Annotated in this window: 15 protein-coding genes; 7 read left to right on the top strand and 8 right to left on the bottom strand. The window is 55.6% G+C overall.

Annotated features, from left to right (window positions below; all coding sequences use genetic code 11):
* Positions 1–90 precede the first annotated feature (90 nt).
* The 4 genes from FUA23_RS10340 to FUA23_RS10325 form a co-directional block, all read right to left on the bottom strand.
* Entirely contained in the window at positions 91–1,881 is a 1,791-nt protein-coding gene (locus tag FUA23_RS10340) for an ABC transporter ATP-binding protein (RefSeq protein WP_147930663.1), read from the bottom strand.
* A gap of 155 nt (positions 1,882–2,036) precedes the next feature.
* On the bottom strand, positions 2,037–2,678 hold the full coding sequence (locus FUA23_RS10335; protein ID WP_147930662.1) for a hypothetical protein: 642 nt from the start codon (positions 2,676–2,678) through the stop codon (positions 2,037–2,039).
* A gap of 213 nt (positions 2,679–2,891) precedes the next feature.
* Positions 2,892–4,301, bottom strand: a complete 1,410-nt coding sequence (gatA, locus tag FUA23_RS10330) for an Asp-tRNA(Asn)/Glu-tRNA(Gln) amidotransferase subunit GatA (RefSeq protein WP_147930661.1) — start codon at positions 4,299–4,301, stop codon at positions 2,892–2,894.
* 17 nt (positions 4,302–4,318) lie between these two features.
* Positions 4,319–5,716, bottom strand: coding sequence for an MATE family efflux transporter (locus tag FUA23_RS10325; protein WP_147930660.1), 1,398 nt, complete (start codon positions 5,714–5,716; stop codon positions 4,319–4,321).
* Positions 5,717–5,910: 194 nt separating this feature from the next.
* On the opposite strand from FUA23_RS10325, the gene FUA23_RS10320 reads away from it, so the two are divergent.
* Positions 5,911–6,507 carry a hypothetical protein gene (locus FUA23_RS10320; RefSeq protein WP_147930659.1) on the top strand — a complete coding sequence of 199 codons (597 nt, stop codon included), beginning with the start codon at positions 5,911–5,913 and terminating at the stop codon, positions 6,505–6,507.
* A 123-nt stretch (positions 6,508–6,630) separates the two neighbouring features.
* Positions 6,631–7,935 (top strand): kynureninase, encoded by a 1,305-nt coding sequence (gene kynU / locus FUA23_RS10315; protein WP_262713702.1) that lies wholly within the window; start codon positions 6,631–6,633, stop codon positions 7,933–7,935.
* 7 nt (positions 7,936–7,942) lie between these two features.
* Here kynU and FUA23_RS10310 read toward each other — a convergent pair whose 3' ends face one another.
* Positions 7,943–9,433 carry a DUF5691 domain-containing protein gene (locus FUA23_RS10310; protein ID WP_147930657.1) on the bottom strand — a complete coding sequence of 497 codons (1,491 nt, stop codon included), beginning with the start codon at positions 9,431–9,433 and terminating at the stop codon, positions 7,943–7,945.
* A 17-nt stretch (positions 9,434–9,450) separates the two neighbouring features.
* Positions 9,451–9,708 (bottom strand): colicin immunity domain-containing protein, encoded by a 258-nt coding sequence (locus FUA23_RS10305; RefSeq protein ID WP_147930656.1) that lies wholly within the window; start codon positions 9,706–9,708, stop codon positions 9,451–9,453.
* Between the two features lie 156 nt (positions 9,709–9,864).
* Here FUA23_RS10305 and yidD point away from each other — a divergent pair, with 156 nt between their 5' ends.
* The 5 genes from yidD to FUA23_RS10280 all read left to right on the top strand — a co-directional run bounded on the left by yidD (position 9,865) and on the right by FUA23_RS10280 (position 15,565).
* Positions 9,865–10,122: a membrane protein insertion efficiency factor YidD gene (yidD, locus tag FUA23_RS10300; protein WP_147930655.1), complete on the top strand. Its 258-nt coding sequence runs from the start codon at positions 9,865–9,867 to the stop codon at positions 10,120–10,122.
* A gap of 64 nt (positions 10,123–10,186) precedes the next feature.
* The gene (locus FUA23_RS10295) at positions 10,187–11,374 is read left to right on the top strand and encodes a thioredoxin family protein (protein WP_147930654.1); all 1,188 of its coding nucleotides are present in this window, start codon (positions 10,187–10,189) and stop codon (positions 11,372–11,374) included.
* 228 nt (positions 11,375–11,602) lie between these two features.
* Complete coding sequence (locus FUA23_RS10290; protein ID WP_147930653.1) at positions 11,603–12,763, top strand: prolipoprotein diacylglyceryl transferase; 1,161 nt, start codon at positions 11,603–11,605, stop codon at positions 12,761–12,763.
* A 215-nt stretch (positions 12,764–12,978) separates the two neighbouring features.
* Positions 12,979–13,698: a phosphoribosylformylglycinamidine synthase subunit PurQ gene (purQ, locus tag FUA23_RS10285; RefSeq protein WP_147930652.1), complete on the top strand. Its 720-nt coding sequence runs from the start codon at positions 12,979–12,981 to the stop codon at positions 13,696–13,698.
* Between the two features lie 145 nt (positions 13,699–13,843).
* Complete coding sequence (locus FUA23_RS10280) at positions 13,844–15,565, top strand: GMC oxidoreductase (protein ID WP_147930651.1); 1,722 nt, start codon at positions 13,844–13,846, stop codon at positions 15,563–15,565.
* 5 nt (positions 15,566–15,570) lie between these two features.
* Here the strand turns inward: FUA23_RS10280 and FUA23_RS10275 are convergent, their stop codons facing one another.
* Positions 15,571–16,956 (bottom strand): DUF5723 family protein, encoded by a 1,386-nt coding sequence (locus tag FUA23_RS10275; protein WP_147930650.1) that lies wholly within the window; start codon positions 16,954–16,956, stop codon positions 15,571–15,573.
* A 74-nt stretch (positions 16,957–17,030) separates the two neighbouring features.
* Entirely contained in the window at positions 17,031–18,584 is a 1,554-nt protein-coding gene (locus tag FUA23_RS10270) for a hypothetical protein (protein WP_147930649.1), read from the bottom strand.
* Positions 18,585–18,661 lie beyond the last annotated feature (77 nt).

The following is an 18,661-nucleotide window of genomic DNA, read 5'->3' as shown; positions in this document are numbered from 1 at the left end:
AGCGCTTTCAGCGCAATTGCGACGTTGACCAGCCACTCCTGAAACCGGAACGAAATGTCGACAATACGCTTGTCGAAGAGGAAATTGGTTTTAGCCCGTTTCGTTACCGGCACTTACCTGTTCCGCGTACATTGCCCGGAAACCTTCGCTGGTTTCCAGCAATTCCTCCAGTGTCCCCTCGGCCGCAACGCGGCCGTTTTCCATATAGTAGATGTAGTCGAAAAAGCGAAGAAGGTGCAACCGGTGCAGGGTGCTTACAACGGTTTTATCCGGGAAGGCCGCGAAGATGCGCTCGTAAGCAAGGATCTCTGTTTTAGGATCGAGGCTACTGGTGGGCTCATCTAGCAACAGCAGGGTTGAAGTATCTGCGGCGAGCAGTCCGCGGGCGATGCTGAGGCGTTGGCGCTGACCACCGCTCAGGTTAGCACCTCCCTCGGAGAGGAACGTCTCGAGTCCTTCATCGGCCTGTTCTACCACATCGTCGAGTACGGCTGTTCGGATAGCGCGGGTAAGTTCTTCGGCAGAGCGATCCAGCCCCATCGTCAGGTTGTTGCGCAGGGTGTCCTCAAAAATTTCCGGAGACTGGGGGATGAGGGTGGTTTGTTCGAATAGCTGGGCGGGCGCGGCCGCAGGATGCGATGCGGGCTCGTTGAAAAGCAAAGTCATTTGCTCCGGAGGGTAAAGCCCCCGCAGGGCATAAAGCGTCGTTGTTTTACCGGACCCGCTGGGTCCGATGATCGCAATCCGCCGCCCCCGGTCGAGGTTAAGGCTGACGTCAAAAACCCCGGCACCGTTTTCATCGTAGCGGAAGTTGAGGCCCTCGACGCGGAGTTTTTGCCAGGCGCGGTCTACCGCGCCTTCGGCCGAAGGGACTGATAGCTCGGCGTACGCCTCCTCAATCGGGTCGATCGCCGCGAGGTCGGAACGGTAGCGGACAATCTGTCCGTACTGCATCGTGAAACTGCTCAACATATTTGCGAACTGGTTCACGTACCCAATCAGGGTTACCAACCCGCCCACCAGAAACACCTCGCCCGGCACATAATTCTCGTACACATAGCCGCCTACCATCGCGATGTACATCAGTCCGGTAAGGACCGAGATCGAGAACCACTTCTGTTCATTGATTCGCGTTCCCCGCAAAAAAGGTGGCCAGATTTTATCGATGCGGCCGTTGATGTCCGCAGCCGTCCGTTTGCCCAGCCGCAGGGTCGTTACGGTGATGATGTTGGTCAGTTTATCCGAGAAGCCCGCCATCAGTTCGTTCTCCTTATCGTTCGTGGCCGTGATCGCTTCGATCATTGGTTTATCGAAAGCCAAAACCACCGCGAAGATGATTACAGCGGCCACCACCGCCACCATCCCGAATACCGGACTGAACCACAGCAGGGCGATCAGCGCGATCGCCATCCGTGCGATCGTCTGGAAGTAAGCGAAGCCGTTGTCGAAGAAGTTCTTGAGTGCCTCGTAGGCCTTCCGTGCACGGTTGATGGTATCACCGCTGTGGTGCTCGCGGTGCCAGGACAGAGGTAAATGTATAATCTTATCATAGACCTCCATCAGCAGCCGCTTACTGATATCGAAGGCCATCCTTCGTTCGAGCAACCGGGCGGGCCACTGCAACGACCAAAAAGCGAAGATGATCGCCATATGCAGGGCCAGGTAGATCCAGGTTCCCTGCAAGAGATTACCCTCGCCCTTCTGCAGGTGGTTAATGAAAAGCCCGAAAATAACCGGTTGTAAACTGATCAGCAGGTTAACCCCGGTGAACATGAGGTAAATCAGGATGTATTTACCCCGCATCCCCTCGGCGTATCCCCACGCGATGCTCAGCAGCCGCTGGTAGGGATTATCGGTAATCAGTGTGCGGAGGTTAGACATTTTTGGCCGTGCAGTAACGTGATGCGGTAGTAATGCAGTCGCTTACCCGGAAAGTTGCGCGTTGCGGCGGAAGTGTTCACTCCACTTAAAGAGGATGAGCCAAACAAGCGATGCTTGCACTCCTTACCGTATCTCTACCGGTTCCCCATTACGGGCTACAGCCCCTGGTGTACATTCTTGAACTGCTCGCGGGTAGGCCGGTCGTACAGTTCTATCCATTTGGCAGAGATCGCATTATGGTGCGGGCCGAAGGTGTTACGACGTACCACCGCCATGCTGGCCTGGTCTCCGGAGAAACCCTGAATTTCCCAGATGGCATCCATACGGTCAACGTTACTGTCTAATTGAAGAAGCGGGAACTTTTCATTATACGTGAGGTACCACGCGCCGGCGTGGGTCTGCCGGTCCCAGTGTCCGCCGCGGAAGGTTCCGTTAGGGAAACACTGAATCCACTGGCCCGTAGCAGCAACCTTTTGCGGGCGGCTCGCGCGGCTGTCGGCGTAGCCTTCCACCACCCAGTAACTTTTGCACAGGGCCTGAGCTTCGAGGCGCTCCATCGGCGGTTCAATGAGCTGGCCAAAGGCACCCAAAGCTGTTACCTGGTTGTCGATCTCGGACTCCGCCGGGATTTTGTGGATATACAAAGGAATGTGGCGGGCGGTGTCCTGGTCCGGGCTTGCAACAAAGTCTTTGGTAGACTCCAGCTCGTCGATGGGAGTGGTGCCATCGTTGGGCTTCGGGTCTCCGCAGGAAACCACACAAAGACACAGGGCGAAGAGAAACAAAAGGTTTTTCATTATTCGTGGGATTAATACGGATGCAAAGATAAGTAAGCTGCACTCTTCTGCTTCGTGCATTAACTACTCATTGACTCAGGCACAGTTCTGCCTCGATTTCCGAGTAGATCCCGGCTGCAACAGCCCTTCAGGCGGAGAAGAGAATTACAGCAGCTTTTAAGAAAATGGCAGACGCTCATCCTTCAGCGCCACGACTTCCGCACTTCCTTACCCTCAAAGTCCGCGGATAAAGCTCAGCAGCTTCCCTTCTTCCCACTGGTCCGCCATGAGCTGATAGCCTACGGGCAGAGCGCTGTCGGTCTCGACGGGGATGGCCACCGCTGGTAATCCTGCCAGGTTGGCCAGCACGGTGTAGATATCAGCGAGGTAATTGGCTACCGGATCGTCGGTCTGTTCACCGATCGGCCATGCGACAGACGGGGTGACCGGCATCAGGATGAAATCATGCGCATCCAGGATACCCTGCAACTGATCCCGGATGAGGCGACGAACCTTCTGTGCTTTGCCGTAGTAAGCATCGTAGTACCCACTACTGAGCACGAAGGTGCCGAGCAGTATCCGTCGTTGCACCTCGGTGCCGAAGCCTTCGGTTCGCGACCGGGTGTACGTCTCGTTGAGGTCATGTGCTTCGGCCGAGCGGTGGCCGTAACGCATCCCGTCGAACCGACTCAGGTTAGAACTCGCTTCGGCGGTGGTGAGTACGTAATAGGCTGGCACCACGTAGTCGAAGTAAGAGAACTTCACGGGAACCAGCGTGTGGCCGGCGGCCTCAAATCTCTTCACCGTCTGCTTCATGGCTGTCCGGATTTCCGGAGCGATGGCTTCGCTTTCCATGAGATCGGCGAAGTAGGCGATGCTTTGCGGTTGTGTATCGACGTCTTGCTTACTGTAGGTGGGCAAAAGTTTATTGGGGGCCGTGGCGTCGTACATATCCGCCCCCGCGCTCAGTTCCAGTACCAGAGCGATATCATCAGGATTATGGGCGAGGTAACCGATCTGATCGAAGCTCGAGCCGTAGGCGATCAGGCCGTGGCGGCTGATGCGTCCGTAAGTAGGCTTAAAACCGTAGATGCCGCAAAAGGAGGCGGGTTGCCGGACCGATCCGCCCGTGCTGGACCCCATCGCAACCAGGCAGGTTCCTGCCTGTACCGATACCGCCGCTCCACCGGAGCTTCCGCCGGGGACACGGGTGACATCGGCTGCGTTGCGGGTAGGGCCGTAGAAACTATTTTCGTTTCCGGAGCCCATCGCGAACTCGTCGCAGTTGGTCCGGCCAATCACGATCACGTCTTCGTCGAGCAATCGCTGCAAAGCCGTGGCGGTGTACGGAGACACGAAGCCGTCGAGAATCTTCGATCCGGCGCTTACTGCATGTCCGTCGTAGCAAATTACGTCCTTGATGCTGAGTACTACCCCGGCCAGTTTACCCAACCTTGCACCCTGCGCCCGCGCCTCGTCCTGCTTTTTCGCGAGTTGCATTGCTTCTTCGGCAAATACCTCTACGTAAATGTTCAGGTGGGCGTGCTCATTGATGGCGGCAAGGTAGCCGTTCACGAGGTCGGTGGTTTTAACGTCGCCTTTGGCTAAAGCCCGTTGCGTTGCTTTGATGGAGTTGTAGGCCATAGTGCGAAGGTAATTCGTTAGTCTTTTAGTCTGTTAGTCTTTTGAGCCGTTAGTCCAACGCGTCCGGTGTATAACCACCAGTATTGTATCAGAGCGCGCAATACCATAAACGCCAGCAGGCTGCCCCACAGTCCCCAGTTTTCGTAATGGCGGCCAACGAGGTAATAACTCAGCAGGTAGCCGGCAAACGCAAGCAACATCGTTTGCCGCATAGCACGGGCGGCGGTAAGGCCGATGTAAATCCCATCAACGAGGTAGCAGGGAGCAGCAGCAACGCAAAAAGCAACCACGATAGGGAGATAATAGACAGCAGCTTCCAGGGTTTCCGGTGCAGTATTTTCCGGTGCGAAAAGCCGTAAAATATTGATATTGCCCACAGCATAGACAACCGCATAGAGCCCCGCAAAGGCCATACCCCAAACAAATATGAGCCAGATTACCCGGTTCAATTCCTTTGGTTTATTCGCTCCGGAGTACTTACCTACCAGGCTTTCGGCGGCAAACGCAAACCCATCGATGCCGTAACTCAACCAATTGACGAGTTGAAGTAAAATCACGTTGGCGGCCACCACTGCTGTTCCGACATCGAGGGCGTTAGCCCGGTTGTAGAAAAAGGCGAAGCTCAGCGTCAGGAAGAGGGTTCTGAGGAAAATATCGCGGTTAACGGATAGAAATTCGCGAAGCGCCGGCGTGTTATTTTCTTGTGTTGAGTTCTCTGCAAAATCCCTTGTGCTTCCTTTTTTCAGGCGCTGACGCAGGTTCAGGGACAGTTTTTCGAAACGAAGTCCGCCACGGCGGCATTCCCACCACCAGAGTACGAGCCCGAAACCCAGGCCCATGTACTGCGCTGCTACCGTTCCCCAGGCAACTCCCCCGATCCCCCACCCCTGGCTTTTAACCAGATACCAGCTCAGGGCCATGTTCCCTGCGTTCACGATCAACGTAAGGATGAGTGGAAAAACCGAGTTCTGCCGCCCGAAAAACCAGCCGAACAGCACCATCTGCAACAGGGCTGCAGGCGCCGCCAGAATCCGGATGTAGAAGTAGTCGTCTACCATACCTACCTGTTCCTCCCGCAGGTTCAAGAGCAGATGGGTCAGTTCGGCAAAGGGGTACTGCAGCAGAATCAGCAAAACGGAGATCGCTGCTGCCAGCAGCGCAGCGCGGGCGAGCGTGGCCATCTGTGCAGCTTTGTCTTCCGCGCCAAAGGCGCGGGCCGTAAGGCCGGTGGTGCTCATCCGGAGGAAGCCAAAGTTCCAGTACACGAAATTGAAGGCCATCCCTCCCAGGCCCACCGCCGCGATGTGGTTGCCGCTCAAACCGCCCATGAGTACGGTATCGAAGCTGGTGATGAGTGGCACCGAGATGTTACTCAGGATGTTGGGAATGGCAAGGCGGAGGATCTCTTTGTTCATAATGGCCGGTTGCCCGGCTTTTAGCAGTGAAGGATGGCAACCTGAAGGTTGCCAGGCAAAGTTAAGACGGTCCGCTGAAAGCGGTATGCGATGTCTTGCCCATCCGGGCCTCATAAACATTTAAGACAACCTTATCGGCCCTTTTTTGGTCTATATCTCATCAACCCCCGAAATTTGTTCTAAAATAGAAACCAATGAAAACCTTTAGCCTTCCTTTTCTGATGCTGCTTTTGCTCTCCGTAGTTACTTATTCCGGCTGTGGAGACGATGACGGTTCCGGCAACTTCACTGCCGACAGTCTCCGCTACGACGGCGAGCAGGCTTCCGCCCCTTTCAACGGCGAAGGATATAATACGTTTGCGGCTTATTTCCCCACCCAGGAAACTCAGCCCTACACCGGCCGGCGGTTGGAAAAAATAAGCTTCTACCTCCAGTCAATTCCTACTTCTACCGTGGTTTACGTGTATGCCGAAGGTTCCGATGAGCGCTCCCCCGGCGCCGAACGCTACCGCTTTGACCTCACCCAGCGCATCCGTAACACCGGCTGGTACGAACACACTATCACCGACGATGTCATCGACATCCGGGAGAACGAAGGCCTCTGGATCGCCGTCGAAACCGACCTGCCCACCAACCAGTTCCAGGCCATGGGCTGCGACAACGGAGCCAACTACAACCCCAACGGAGACCGCTTCCTGCCCCCAACCGGAAATACCTGGACGAGTTTCAACGAAATCACCGGCACGGAGCAAATTCACTGGAACATCCGTGGCTTCCTCGCCGAAGAGTAAATAATACACTGTAGCCCAACCTGGCTATGCCTGCGCCCGCTTCACCAGCGTGGCTTCGTTTCAAAAGGGTAGATAATATCTCTCCTGAAAAATGAAGCCGCCCTGCCGGAGCGGGCTTTTTTTGTGCCGGTTTTAAAGCGCTTTCATTGCGCTCAATCCGTTACCTTGCGCACCGCTTCTTCCCTTTCCTCAACCAACCCACCACAGATGTTACGCGACCGCTTCCACCTCCCTAAAGACAAAATTTACCTTTGCGGCAACTCTCTCGGTCCGCAGCCGGTGGCTGCGGCGGAGCAACTCGCCGCCGAGATGAAGAGTTGGAAAGTCCGCGCCGTAGAAGGTTGGTGGAACGGGGAAAGTTCTGAAGGAGGCTGGCTCGGATACCACCGCCGCGTAGAGGAAACGCTCGGCCGCATCGTCGGTGCCCGTGCCGCCGAAGTCACCATCGCCAATGCCCTCACGGTCAACCTGCACCTCATGCTGGTTTCTTTCTTCCGCCCCGAAGGCCGGCGGCGCAAAGTAATAATGGAGGCAGGAGCCTTTCCGTCAGATCAGCACGCTATCATCAGTCAGCTCAAATTTCACGGTCTTGACCCTGCAACCGACCTGATTGAAATCGGTCCGCGCCAGGGCGAGTTCAGCATCCAGACCGAAGACATCACCAAAGCGATCCATGATGCGGGCGATGAGCTGGCCCTTGTTCTCTGGAGCGGAATCCATTACTACACCGGCCAGTTTTTCGAACTGGAAGCCATCGCAAAAGCCGGAAAATCGGTAGGTGCTGCGGTCGGTTTCGATCTCGCCCACGCCGTGGGCAACGTCCCGCTATCTTTGCACGACTGGGGCTGCGACTTCGCCGTCTGGTGCTCCTACAAATACCTGAACGGCGGGCCGGGCGCCCCCGGCGGACTCTTCGTCCATGAGCGTCACCACAACAACGAAGACCTGCCCCGCTTCGCCGGCTGGTGGGGACACCGCGAAAGCGATCGTTTCATGATGCGGCGGGAGTTTCGTCCCGAGCCGAATGCTTCGGGTTGGCAAATTTCTACTGCTCCGGTGTTGGGCCTGGCGCCCCTGCTCGCCTCTTTGCCGTTGTTCGACGAAGCCGGAGGGATGAAAGCCCTGCGCACCCGCAGCCTGAAACTTACCGGACGACTCCACGAACTCCTCAATGACCTTCCGGAGCTTACCATTATAACACCAATGGACGAAGCCCAGCGGGGCGCTCAGATATCCGTGTACGTACCAGGTGACCGACCCGAGCTGGAGCACCAGCTCTCCGAAGCCGGCCTGATTGTCGATTACCGGCAAGACAACCTGCTGGGCGGCGACGGAGGCGTTCTCCGGCTGGCACCGGCTCCTCTGTACGCAACGATGGAAGAAGTGGACCGTGCTGTCGAAATATTGAGTGGCATACTGAAAAGCTAAGCAACGATTACTCCCTCAACACCCGCCGAAAAGCGAGTGTTTGCAGTGCATCGGTTGCAAGTTTCCCGAACACATCCCCACGCTCAGTCATGCTGTGCAGGTGTGTTCTTGCCCACCCGAAAATGGCCGAGTCCAGTAAAGGGAGGCTCAGCTCCCAGTGACTTTTGAGGTCGTTTTGCAGTTTCCAGGGCAGGGTGCTCACTTCCCGCAGCGTGGAAACCAGCTGCAGAACGAAGGCTTTACTGATTCGTTCAGACCATGGTTCGTTACGGCTCAGGGCCAGTATTCTGGCCAGGCCACCATAGTGGAAAACGTTTTTTTCGGTGGTGAGTAGTTCATGAAAAATTTCCAGGAAAGTCTCTTGATCAAGAGCGGCAGTTATGGCCGCAGCTTCCTTAACGGGTAACTGCGCGGGATTTCCCCTCAGGGCATAACGGACAAATTCGGCGCGGACGCCAGGAGCAGGGAAAGATTGGACGGCAATGGCCGCGGCTTTCAACTGATCCTTATTGAGTGTATTCCAGAATTCGGGTAGCGTACGATCGGTCAGTTCGGGCAAAACGTGCGGCGGGAGGTTGGAGAGAAAAAACGCACCGACCGTTTCCTGTTTTTTCAGGCCACCGTAAGCTTCGAGCAGCTCGATGCCTTCGGCACCGCGGAGAATAGAAACAATCTTACCGTCCCCATCAAAAGCTTCGCCAGCCAGCCGGAGCATATCATCGAGCGCAACCGGATCTCCGGCCAGCAGCAACAACCTCAGGATGGCCCGGCGTACACCTTTGCGTTTGGGGCCAAGCCGTTCCCTGAGCCAGGGAACATCTTCCGATCCGATGTTCGTCTCCAGCGGAGCCAGCAGGCTTTCCTGGTTCTTAGGCGATTGTTTGCTCCAAATTGTTGCCAGGGCTTCACGAGCCGCAGCAGGGTCTTTTGCACGAAGGCGCTGCAGCAGGACCACTCGCCGCCCTGGTGTAGCTTCTTTGGCTAAAGCTTCGGTAAGGTTATAACCAGGAGACAATTCTTTCCATTCCGGATTCTGCCCCGCTAACCAATTCGCACGGTTACCTCCGGCTGCCAGTAGTTGCTCCGCGTAAGCGGGAGCAGAGGGTATTTTGCTCACCGCCTCGTCGAGCAGCTCGGGTAAAAGATGAGGAGGCATCAGCAGTTTACGCTCATTGAGTACCGTAATTGCCTCCGGCAATACGTGGGGATAGGTGCCACGCAGAATCAACTCCAGGGCCCGGCTGAGCCGGGCCGTGGTGGCTTCTCTTTCTTCCTGCGGAGCGGTGTTAGACGGGATGCTGCCTTTCGTCCCCGGGCTGAGCCGGTGCAAGCGCTCGCTGATGGCGTAGGCCGCAAGTAGCTGCTCCGCGGAATCGGCCGTAGGGTCTACGGCGGCTTTGGCCTCCAGCCATTCTGCAACAACGGGGCCGGGCACCTGACGGGCGGTGCCGAGGGTAAGGTTACTTAACAGGTCCGGTTGCCGGAGTGGAGTGGGCATGGTTGCAAAGTAACACATCATTCTCCAAACCAGACATGTGTCAATAGAGCCACCTCCTCTCTGAGCCTGTCTTCATCAAAAGCAGGGTCGATTTCGGGATCATCACAAACATCAAGGCTGGTAAACACCCTATCGATAAGCCTGTGAAACCGGGGATCATAAGATGTCTTTTCATCCCGATCGCGCCTCCATTTTTCGGCAAATCCTTTTTCAAACTCTCCAATCGGTATTTGCTTGCCGTTGAGCCTCCGGAATAGTTGCAGGTATGCGTTCATTGCGTTGTTTGGGTCGTAAACATTTTTGCTTCATTTTTTAGTTTCGTCATTTCCCCTGGTCGGAGAGCGGACCAGAAACCTTCTCACTGCACCTGCGTCGGCGCCCAAACCAGTCACACCAATCAACCGACAATCAGTTTGTACCGTTTCCATCACATGTTAAAGTGGCTACTCATCCTTCCCATCCGTATTTACCGCGTGACGCTTTCGCCGTTGCTCGGTCCTAATAAGTGCCGGTTTCAGCCTACGTGCTCAGCTTACGCCATCGAGGCGATTCAGGAGTGGGGCCCGCTGAAGGGAAGCTGGCTGGCGACCAAACGAATTTGCAGTTGTCATCCGTGGGGGCGTTTCGGCCCCGACCCCGTGCCCAAAAATCCTAAACACGAATTAAAGGAAACCGGGAAGAGCCACTAAAACACGCTGGCCGAAAATCTGTCTTGCAAATCCCGTACCTTAGCCATTCCAAAAAACAAGCTTCATGTTGCTACGCAAACTTTCACTTCTAGCCTTTCTCTTCACCCTCAGTCTCAGTTCTTTTGCTCAGGGGATCGAGTTTTTTCACGGCACCTGGGAAGAAGCACTCGTAAAGGCGGAGACCGAAGGCAAACTGATCTTCGTAGACGCTTACACCACCTGGTGTGGCCCCTGCAAAAGGATGAGCGCCAACGTGTTTCCGGTAGCAGAAGTCGGGGATGTTTTCAATGCAAACTTCATCAACGTAAAACTCGACATGGAGAAAGCGGAGTCTGTTTCCTTCCGCAAAGTCCATCCCGTACGCGCCTACCCTACCCTGTTCTGGATCAACGGTAAAGACGAAGCCGTACACACCAGCGTGGGTGGCAAGCAGGTAAATACCCTCATCGCTGCCGCTAAAGAAGCAATCTCCAAGCAAGACGATATCGAAGCCCTCGCCGCCGAATGGGAAGCCGGAGACCGCAGCTCCAAACTCGCCTTCACCTATATCCGCGCTCTCGTGCGCCGGGGTGAGTCTCACCTGAAAGTAGCCAACGACTACCTCCGTGATCAGAAAGACCTCACTACCCCGGACAACCTCAACATCATTCAGGTCGCAACCACCAACGCCGACAGTCGCATTTTCGACCTCCTGATGAAAAACAAAGCAGCCCTTGTAGCCCTCAACGGACAGGATGAGTTCGACGCCACCGTAAAGCGCGCCGTGAACGCAACCAAGGCCCGCTCCCTCGAGTTTAAAGACGCTTCGCTGCTCGAAACCGCAGTTAAAAAACTTTCGGCTGTAGACCCTGCCGCGGGAAAACAACTGAAACTGGAAGGCGAATTTGAACTTGCAGCCAAAGGGACCGACGAAAAGGACTTCCTAAAAGCCATGAAGAACTACCTCAAAAAAGGGGTAAACGGAGATGCCGTCCGCCTGCAGGATGTTTACCAGGTTGCCGCGAATTCCAAATTCATCGGAAGCGACAAAGTGCTCGATATGGCCATTGAAGCAGCAGCAGCCTCTGCTGCCGCAGAACAGGATGGCGGCTTCGAGAAGTACTACCGTCTTGCTGCTTTCCTCCTTAGTCAGGACCGGACCGAGCAAGCCCTCACTTACGCAAGAATGGCAAAAGACCTGATGCCCGAAGGAAAAGCAAACTACGGTCGTGCGGTGGACAGCCTGATTCAGAAAATTCAGAATAGCAAGTAGTAGGTAGTAAGTAGTGGGTAGTGCTGCCGCAAGCACCGTGCGCCGCGCTTCGCTTACTCATCTTTAGTAACTTGCCCGCGCATCAAAACTCACACCAGAAGATAAACGATGCATTTTTGTAGTGTTTTCAGTCGGTGGCAATAATGAAGCACTTCCAAAATACGGTGGTAACGTAAAGCCTGCAACGCGAGGAACCACTAACCCACCAGATTCTACCAACTGCCTACTATGTACCCAGACCTTTCCTATCTCTTTCACGACCTCATTGGCACCGACCGCGACAACTGGCTCAGTCTCTTCAAAACTTTCGGGTTTTTCCTGTTGCTGGCTTTCATCGTTGCCGCCAGTTTACTCAAGTGGGAGCTACAACGACGGGAAAAGCTAGGACAGTTCACCCCCGAGCGGGTAATTGTGGTGCCGGGCAGCGGAGTTACAATCTGGGATTACATCTTCAACGGACTCTTTGGTTTTGTCCTCGGCTACAAAGTCCCCTACGCCATCGCTAACGTGGAAGCCTGGAAGCAGGACGCCGGGAGCGTGTTGCTTTCTACCGACGGATGGTGGATTACCGGCCTGCTGACAGCAGCAGCCTTTGTGGCCTACTACGTTTACCTGGCCCGTAAACCGGTAGAAGGAGAACCCTACGAAAAAGATGTTTACCCCAGCGAACGGGTAGGCCCCATCACGATGATGGCCGCCGTTGGCGGCCTGCTCGGGGCCAAGTTTTTTGCCATAATCGAGTATATGGATCGCTTCCTGGCCGACCCCCTGGGCGTGCTGCTTAGCGGAGATGGCCTGGCCATTTACGGCGGACTGATCGGCGGAGCTTTATTTGTCTTTCTTTACCTCCGCAAGCATGGCATCAAACCCGTCCCGGTCATGGATGCCGTAGCACCAGCCCTCATCATTGCGTACGGCGTAGGCCGTACGGGCTGTCAGCTCAGCGGAGACGGTGACTGGGGCAAAGCCGCAGGAGCCCAACCTGACTGGTGGTTTTTGCCCGACTGGGTCTGGAGTTTCCGCTTCCCGCACAACGTACTCGGGCGAGGAGAGGCCATCCCCGGTTGCGACGTAGAATACTGTACACAGCTTGCAGAAGCTGTACACCCCACCTCGATCTACGAAATGGTGATGGCCTTCGCCATCGGTGCCATTCTCTGGGGGCTGCGCAAACGACTCACCAGTTTGCCCGGTCTTCTGTTTTCCATCTATCTTTTCTTCAACGGCGTAGAGCGCTTTTTTATCGAGTTTGCGCGCATTAACGATAAATACAACGTACTGGGCGCAGAACTGAGCCAGGCGCAGATCATTGCCATTTGCTTCATGCTGGCGGGTTTGGTCAGCGGTTGGTTTTTCGTGCGGCGGGCGCGGGCGCAGGTGCAGCAATAGTTATAAGGCGGGCACCAAAATGGTAGAGACCCCGGATAAAGCACGATGGTCGGCGGAGCCCGATTACACCTCAACGCGATATTCACGCAGTTTGAGACCGATTCTTCCGGCAGTTTATTGACACTTTCTTGCAATTGCTCCGCCTTTCCTCCGAAAAGACTAAAGAACTAACGGCTGAACGAATTACCTTTGCATCTTACAAAAAACAAGTAACGATGAAATTCGGCGTAATCCTTTTCCCCGGCAGCAACTGCGACGACGACATGGTACACGTACTCGGCACCGTGATGGGTCGTGAAACGGTAAAGCTGTGGCATAAAGACAAGGATGCACTGAAAGATTTCACCACCGGAGATTGCGTAATCGTACCGGGAGGCTTCAGCTACGGCGATTACGTTCGTGCCGGTGCCGTCGCCCGCTTCAGCCCCATCATGGAGTCGGTAATCGATTTCGCCAAACGTGGCGGTTATGTCTTCGGCATCTGCAACGGCTTCCAGATTCTCTGCGAAGCTCACCTGCTGCCCGGGGCGTTGCTGCGGAACCGCGACCAGAAGTTCATCGCTAAAAACTGCTACCTCCGTACCGAAACCGCCAACAGTGCGGTCACTTCAGCACTGGAGGTTGGCCAGGTCCTGAATATTCCCATCGCGCACGCTGAGGGGCGCTTCTATGCTTCCGACGACGTAATCGCTGATTTGATTGCCAACGATCAGGTACTCTTCCGCTACAGCGATGGTTCCGGAGAAGTTACTCCGGAGGCGAACATCAACGGATCAACCCAGAACATCGCTGGTATCTGCAACGCCGAACGCAACGTATTCGGGATGATGCCTCACCCCGAGCGGGCCAGCGAATCCACCATCGGGAATACCGATGGCCGGGCCATCTTCGCCGGAATGATCAAGGCAATCGAAAGTGCTGCGGTGACGGCGTAACAAGGCCGCAAAAGCCTGCCCCTCAACCGGTCTCTTGCACCTGCGGCCGCGCCCGAAAGCAAGTTCAGTTAAGAAGACTTTTTTGTTGCGCATGGTGGTTTGCCATGTGGTGAAATTCCTCTGCCCCAATCCTTACCTTGCCACGATGAAAGGTAAAGAGCAAAACACCTACGACGCTATTGTAGTCGGAACCGGAATAAGCGGCGGCTGGGCCGCCATGGAATTGTGCCGCAAAGGCCTAAAGACCCTCGTCCTTGAACGCGGACCCGAGCTAAAACACGGTGACTACCCCACCGCCAACCTCGACACCTGGGAGCTACCCTACAACAACCGCCTGCCCCGCGAGACCATCGAGAAGCACTATCCCAAACTCAGCCGCAAAGACTATATCATGCGGCAAAGCAGCGTTCACCATTTCTGTAAAGACGACGAATACCCCTACACCGAAAAGCGCAAATTCGACTGGATTCGCGGCTACCACACGGGCGGCCGCAGTGTTATGTGGGGCCGGCATTGCTACCGCCTCAGCGACCTCGATTTTGAGGCCAACGCAAAAGAAGGCGTCGGCATCGACTGGCCCATCCGCTACGCCGACCTTGCGCCGTGGTACGATTATGTCTCCCGTTTTGTCGGCATAGCCGGGCAGAAAGAAAACCTCGCTCACCTGCCCGACGGCCCTTTTCTGCCCGGGGTTCCGATGAACTGCGTGGAAGAACAGTTCCGGGATGCAGTACACAAAAAATTCCCCGCACGGCGGGTAACCGTTGGGCGGGTAGCCCACCTAACTGCTTACGACCCCAAAGTTCACCTGGGTACCCGCGGCGCGTGCCAGTACCGCAACAGGTGCATCAGGGGCTGTCCTTTCGGCGGCTATTTCAGCAGTGTCTCCAGCACCATCCCCGTAGCGGAAGAAACGGGAAACATGACGCTGATCCACAACGCCGCTGTCCGGGAGGTGATCTACGATGCTGATAAAAAACAGGCAGCCGGCGTCCGGGTCCGCCTGAGCGACACCGGAGACGATGTTGAGTTCTTCAGTCGTGGTGTTGTATTCCTCAATGCTTCCACCCTCAACTCCGCAGCGATATTACTTGCCAGCAAGTCCGACGCCCAGCCCAACGGGCTGGGTAACGACAGCGATATGGTGGGCCGCAATATCATGGACCACCACCACCGCACCGGTGCCCGCGGCAGCATTGAGGGGTTCGAAGACAAAGCCGTTAAAGGGCGCAACCCGAGTGGCCTTTACATCCCCCGTTTCGTAAACCTCGGTAAAGACAGCAAGCGCGATTATCTGCGCGGCTTCGGGTATCAGGGGGGTGGCCACCGTGGCAGTTGGCACCATGTGGTAAAAGAACTAAGCGTGGCCCCCGGCCCCGACCTGAAAGCAGCCCTCACCCAACCTGGTGGTTGGAGTATAGGTTTCAATGCCTTCGGTGAATCCCTCCCCAATGAGAACAACCGCATCACCCTCAACTACGACGTCGTAGATAAAGACGGCCTCCCTACCCTGACGATGGACTGCGCCTTCGGTGAAAACGAACGCCTGATGCGTAAAGAAATGAAGGTCTACGCCGCCGAAATGCTCGAAGCCGCCGGCGCGAAGAACGTCAGTATGTACGAGCAGGAAGCGCACCCCGGCTTCAGCATTCATGAAATGGGCTCCGCCCGAATGGGCCGGGACCCTGAAACCTCAGTACTCAATAAACACAATCAGATCTGGAACTGTAAAAATCTCTACGTTACCGATGGCTCCGCAATGACCAGCGCCGGCTGCGTCAACCCTTCACTCACCTACATGGCGATGACCGCCCGGGCGGTAGACCATGCCGTGAAAGAACTGAACCGACGGGAGCTGGGAGGCTAAGACTATTAATTCACCGTTTCCGGCACTTTCTCTTCCTTTTCTACGCCAATACTAAGCGAAGCGCCTAGCCGGAGCCCGGCCCGGGAACTGTCTTTTTGACGGAAAACCGTCAACAGATTGTCCGTACTCGCAATGAGATTAACAGGACCGAGGTGAGCGTATACGTGGGCACCGAAGTTGGCCGTGGCATCTTTGCGTGCATTATAGTTGAGGCCTACCGTAAGTTCATCGACGATACGGTAACGGGCGCTGAGCGCAAAAGCGGTTTCGCTGTTCAGCGGACGGCGATAATGTACCAACAGTAAACCGCCGGTCAGCCGGTCCGTGAAGTCATACTCTCCCCCCACGAGGTAGGTGGCCGACAGTTTGCTGTCGTACGGAGAATTGTCCTCGGTGGGTTCGAAAGTCAACTGCAGGCTGTCCAACGCATCGACGAAGGAGAGGGAATCTTCGAGAACCTGAGCAAGGATATCCAGCCCGCTGAATTCATCTGTTCCTGCGAGGCGGAAACTGGTTACGTCGTTCGTCCAGTTGATTTTGCCCCCCAGGTCGTTGGCGGCCGCTTGCAAACGCACTTTCCCGAAGGAGGCGAACAGGCCCAGATCGAACGCAACACCGTTGTTTTCGCTGAAGATGTTATCGGTTTTTATCCGGTTGAAATCGTAGTTGATGCCTACATCATCCAGTCCGTTGTAATCTACGGTCCCGGCAGTATTCAGGGTAAGGTCCTGCTCCAGAGTAAGGGCGTAGTTTTCTTCTCCGGTGGTCAGGAGCAGTGATCCGGAAGTGCCGGTACGGGCGTCGGCGATTCCGCTCAGGTATTTGATCCGGGCACCGAAGTGGATATTTTCGGTAACCGCCATACTTCCTCCCAAACCAACTTCATGGTAGCTGCTCCCCGCGATCAGCGGAGCGATTTCCACGGTTTGGCCAATGAACTGAGCATTGCCCTGAACGACCAGTTGAGCCAGGGTTTTGGGGTAATCGGCCTGGCCACCGGCGCGCAGGCGGTGGTAAAGTCCCAGGCTGAAGCGGTCTCCCCTCAGGCCCACACCAAGGGTTTCGAGGCTGAAGTCGTCGCGTAGTTCGTTACGTTGCCCGAGCAGGCCGGGGAGCTGATTGAGATCAAGTACCCGCGTTCCGTCTTCGGTTTCCAGCAGTTCGTTGTACGTCACGTTTTCGGCGTACAGGTCGTTGCTCACGCCGGGCAAACCTACGGTAAGCCGTCCTTTCGCCTGCCCGTACAGGGCGGGGTTACTGAACGTGGCCTGCCAGCTGTCGGAGAACAGCGGAACGGTCAGGTCCTGGGCGCTGAGTGTTCCGCAAAAGAGCATCAGGGCGAGGACGCAGGTGCGGTGGATGTTAAAGGAGCAGGGCAAAGTTATTGACATTTAGCGGTTGGCATTTAAAAAACTGCGGAGCATGGAAGCACCCCGGGCCTATGATTATCTCCCCTTGGAGCGAATCAGCGGTTTTCTACCCGGACAATGGCCCCCAGTAGCACCTGGAGTTTTTGCTCGTTGGTTACCCGTACGGAGACGTCGCCCTGCCCGGTAGTAGAGAAGTTCAGCGCAACAACCAGCCGGTCGGCAGAACGAATGGCGTCCAGCCGGTCGTCTTCGAAGGTTACATCGTTGATCAGTGGTTCTCCCCCGTTGAGTACGTTGCCTGCGGCACCGATCGGAGCAGCGTCGAGAAGTTGGATGCGGCCGTCGGTCAGGTCAGCCAGTGCATTATCGTTCTCGTCCAGGAACGTACCTTCTACGCTAACGCTCAGGGGAATTCCGTTGCGGGTGGTAAGCCGGAAGTCTACTCCAACCACCTCACCGAAGCGGTCCATGAGGTCGATGGGGAAGGTATCGCGCAGTACGAAGCCACTTGCCTGTCCGTAAAGCGGCAGTTCTACGTCTACCCGTGCTGAATAAGCGGCAGTATCGGTCAGGAACCCGATGATGTCCGTATCCCCGTCGGGATTTATCAGAGCATTGACCTCATAATCGAGGGCTACCGGGCGTGCACTCAGCACCTCGGAGATGTTTGAGTTTGAATTATCGAAAACGAAAGTTGTGATGGCTGTGTCTCCGGGAATTGTGGGAAAGTTGAAGTAGAAGCCTTCTTCTACGGCGGTTCCCGTAATCGGAATCACGTTGCCATTCACATCAACAACATTGAGGACACTGACCTGAGCGAGTGCCGGCAGCCCAAAAGTATTCGTGAGGGTCATCGTGATCGTCGGGTCTTCGAAGAAGACTTCTCCTTCGAGGTAGCGGTCAAAAAAATCGACTTCTACAGTATCCCGCAGGCCCGGGTAGAGCTCCTGCCCGAGGTATCCCTCAACATAACTGAAGCGCAGATTGGTGAAGGATACCACCGTTTGTGCGCTGGGGGCGAGGTCTTCACCGTTCTCCCCCACAATACTGTACTCGAAGTAAAGGGAGTCGTTGGGAATGGTGAGGACGTAACCGGACAGGTTTACGGGAGTATCCCGGTTTTGAAAAGTAGGAGGAGTACCCTCACCGGAGTAGGCTGGCAGATCAGCGGAAACGGAAAAAGGAACGCCATCCAGGCGGGCATCGGGGATGCTCAGGGTAACCGTTACCGGCCGGTCGTAGCCATTAGGCAGGCTGTAGTTGAGTAAGCCTCCTTTGATGCGTACTTCGTCGATGTCGATATCTGCCCCGCCACCGAAGGGGGCGGCCTGCGGTGAGCGGGTAATGGGAACGAACACTCCCTGAGCGATGGACTCCAGGCGCGCAAAGACGATATCGCTGCCAACCGCCGGAACTTCGCCCGAGTAGCGAAAGCGGAGAAGACCATCGGGATCTACGGTCAGGGATATTTCTTCGCTTACGTCTCCGATCAGTTCATTCAGTGTTACTTCGCTGTCGATAAGAGGAACCGCGTAGGCTGCATCGTAGCGGGTTTCATCCACCCTCGAGAAATCTTCGATGGATTCGGTACACCCGACCAAAACCCACAACAGGCAAATTCCGGTGAAGAATGTGATAAATAACTTCATTTGGGTTGGTTTTTGTGGGGCGGCAAAGCGCCATAAAGGTAAGGCCTCTTCGGTGAGGCACAGGAATTCACTCCGCC

The organism is Neolewinella aurantiaca (genome assembly GCF_008014675.1).
Taxonomy (GTDB): Bacteria; Bacteroidota; Bacteroidia; order Chitinophagales; family Saprospiraceae; genus Neolewinella; species Neolewinella aurantiaca.
This window is presented reverse-complemented; position numbering and strand designations above follow the sequence as displayed.

Bases quoted from the DNA above. Each gene is read 5' to 3' on its own strand.
- FUA23_RS10340 (WP_147930663.1), bottom strand. From the start codon at position 1,881: ATGTCTAACCTCCGCACACTGATTACCGATAATCCCTACCAGCGGCTG.
- FUA23_RS10335 (WP_147930662.1), bottom strand. From the start codon at position 2,678: ATGAAAAACCTTTTGTTTCTCTTCGCCCTGTGTCTTTGTGTGGTTTCC.
- gatA (WP_147930661.1), bottom strand. From the start codon at position 4,301: ATGGCCTACAACTCCATCAAAGCAACGCAACGGGCTTTAGCCAAAGGC.
- FUA23_RS10325 (WP_147930660.1), bottom strand. From the start codon at position 5,716: ATGAACAAAGAGATCCTCCGCCTTGCCATTCCCAACATCCTGAGTAAC.
- FUA23_RS10320 (WP_147930659.1), top strand. From the start codon at position 5,911: ATGAAAACCTTTAGCCTTCCTTTTCTGATGCTGCTTTTGCTCTCCGTA.
- FUA23_RS10310 (WP_147930657.1), bottom strand. From the start codon at position 9,433: ATGCCCACTCCACTCCGGCAACCGGACCTGTTAAGTAACCTTACCCTC.
- FUA23_RS10305 (WP_147930656.1), bottom strand. From the start codon at position 9,708: ATGAACGCATACCTGCAACTATTCCGGAGGCTCAACGGCAAGCAAATA.
- yidD (WP_147930655.1), top strand. From the start codon at position 9,865: ATGTTAAAGTGGCTACTCATCCTTCCCATCCGTATTTACCGCGTGACG.
- FUA23_RS10295 (WP_147930654.1), top strand. From the start codon at position 10,187: ATGTTGCTACGCAAACTTTCACTTCTAGCCTTTCTCTTCACCCTCAGT.
- FUA23_RS10290 (WP_147930653.1), top strand. From the start codon at position 11,603: ATGTACCCAGACCTTTCCTATCTCTTTCACGACCTCATTGGCACCGAC.
- purQ (WP_147930652.1), top strand. From the start codon at position 12,979: ATGAAATTCGGCGTAATCCTTTTCCCCGGCAGCAACTGCGACGACGAC.
- FUA23_RS10280 (WP_147930651.1), top strand. From the start codon at position 13,844: ATGAAAGGTAAAGAGCAAAACACCTACGACGCTATTGTAGTCGGAACC.
- FUA23_RS10275 (WP_147930650.1), bottom strand. From the start codon at position 16,956: ATGTCAATAACTTTGCCCTGCTCCTTTAACATCCACCGCACCTGCGTC.
- FUA23_RS10270 (WP_147930649.1), bottom strand. From the start codon at position 18,584: ATGAAGTTATTTATCACATTCTTCACCGGAATTTGCCTGTTGTGGGTT.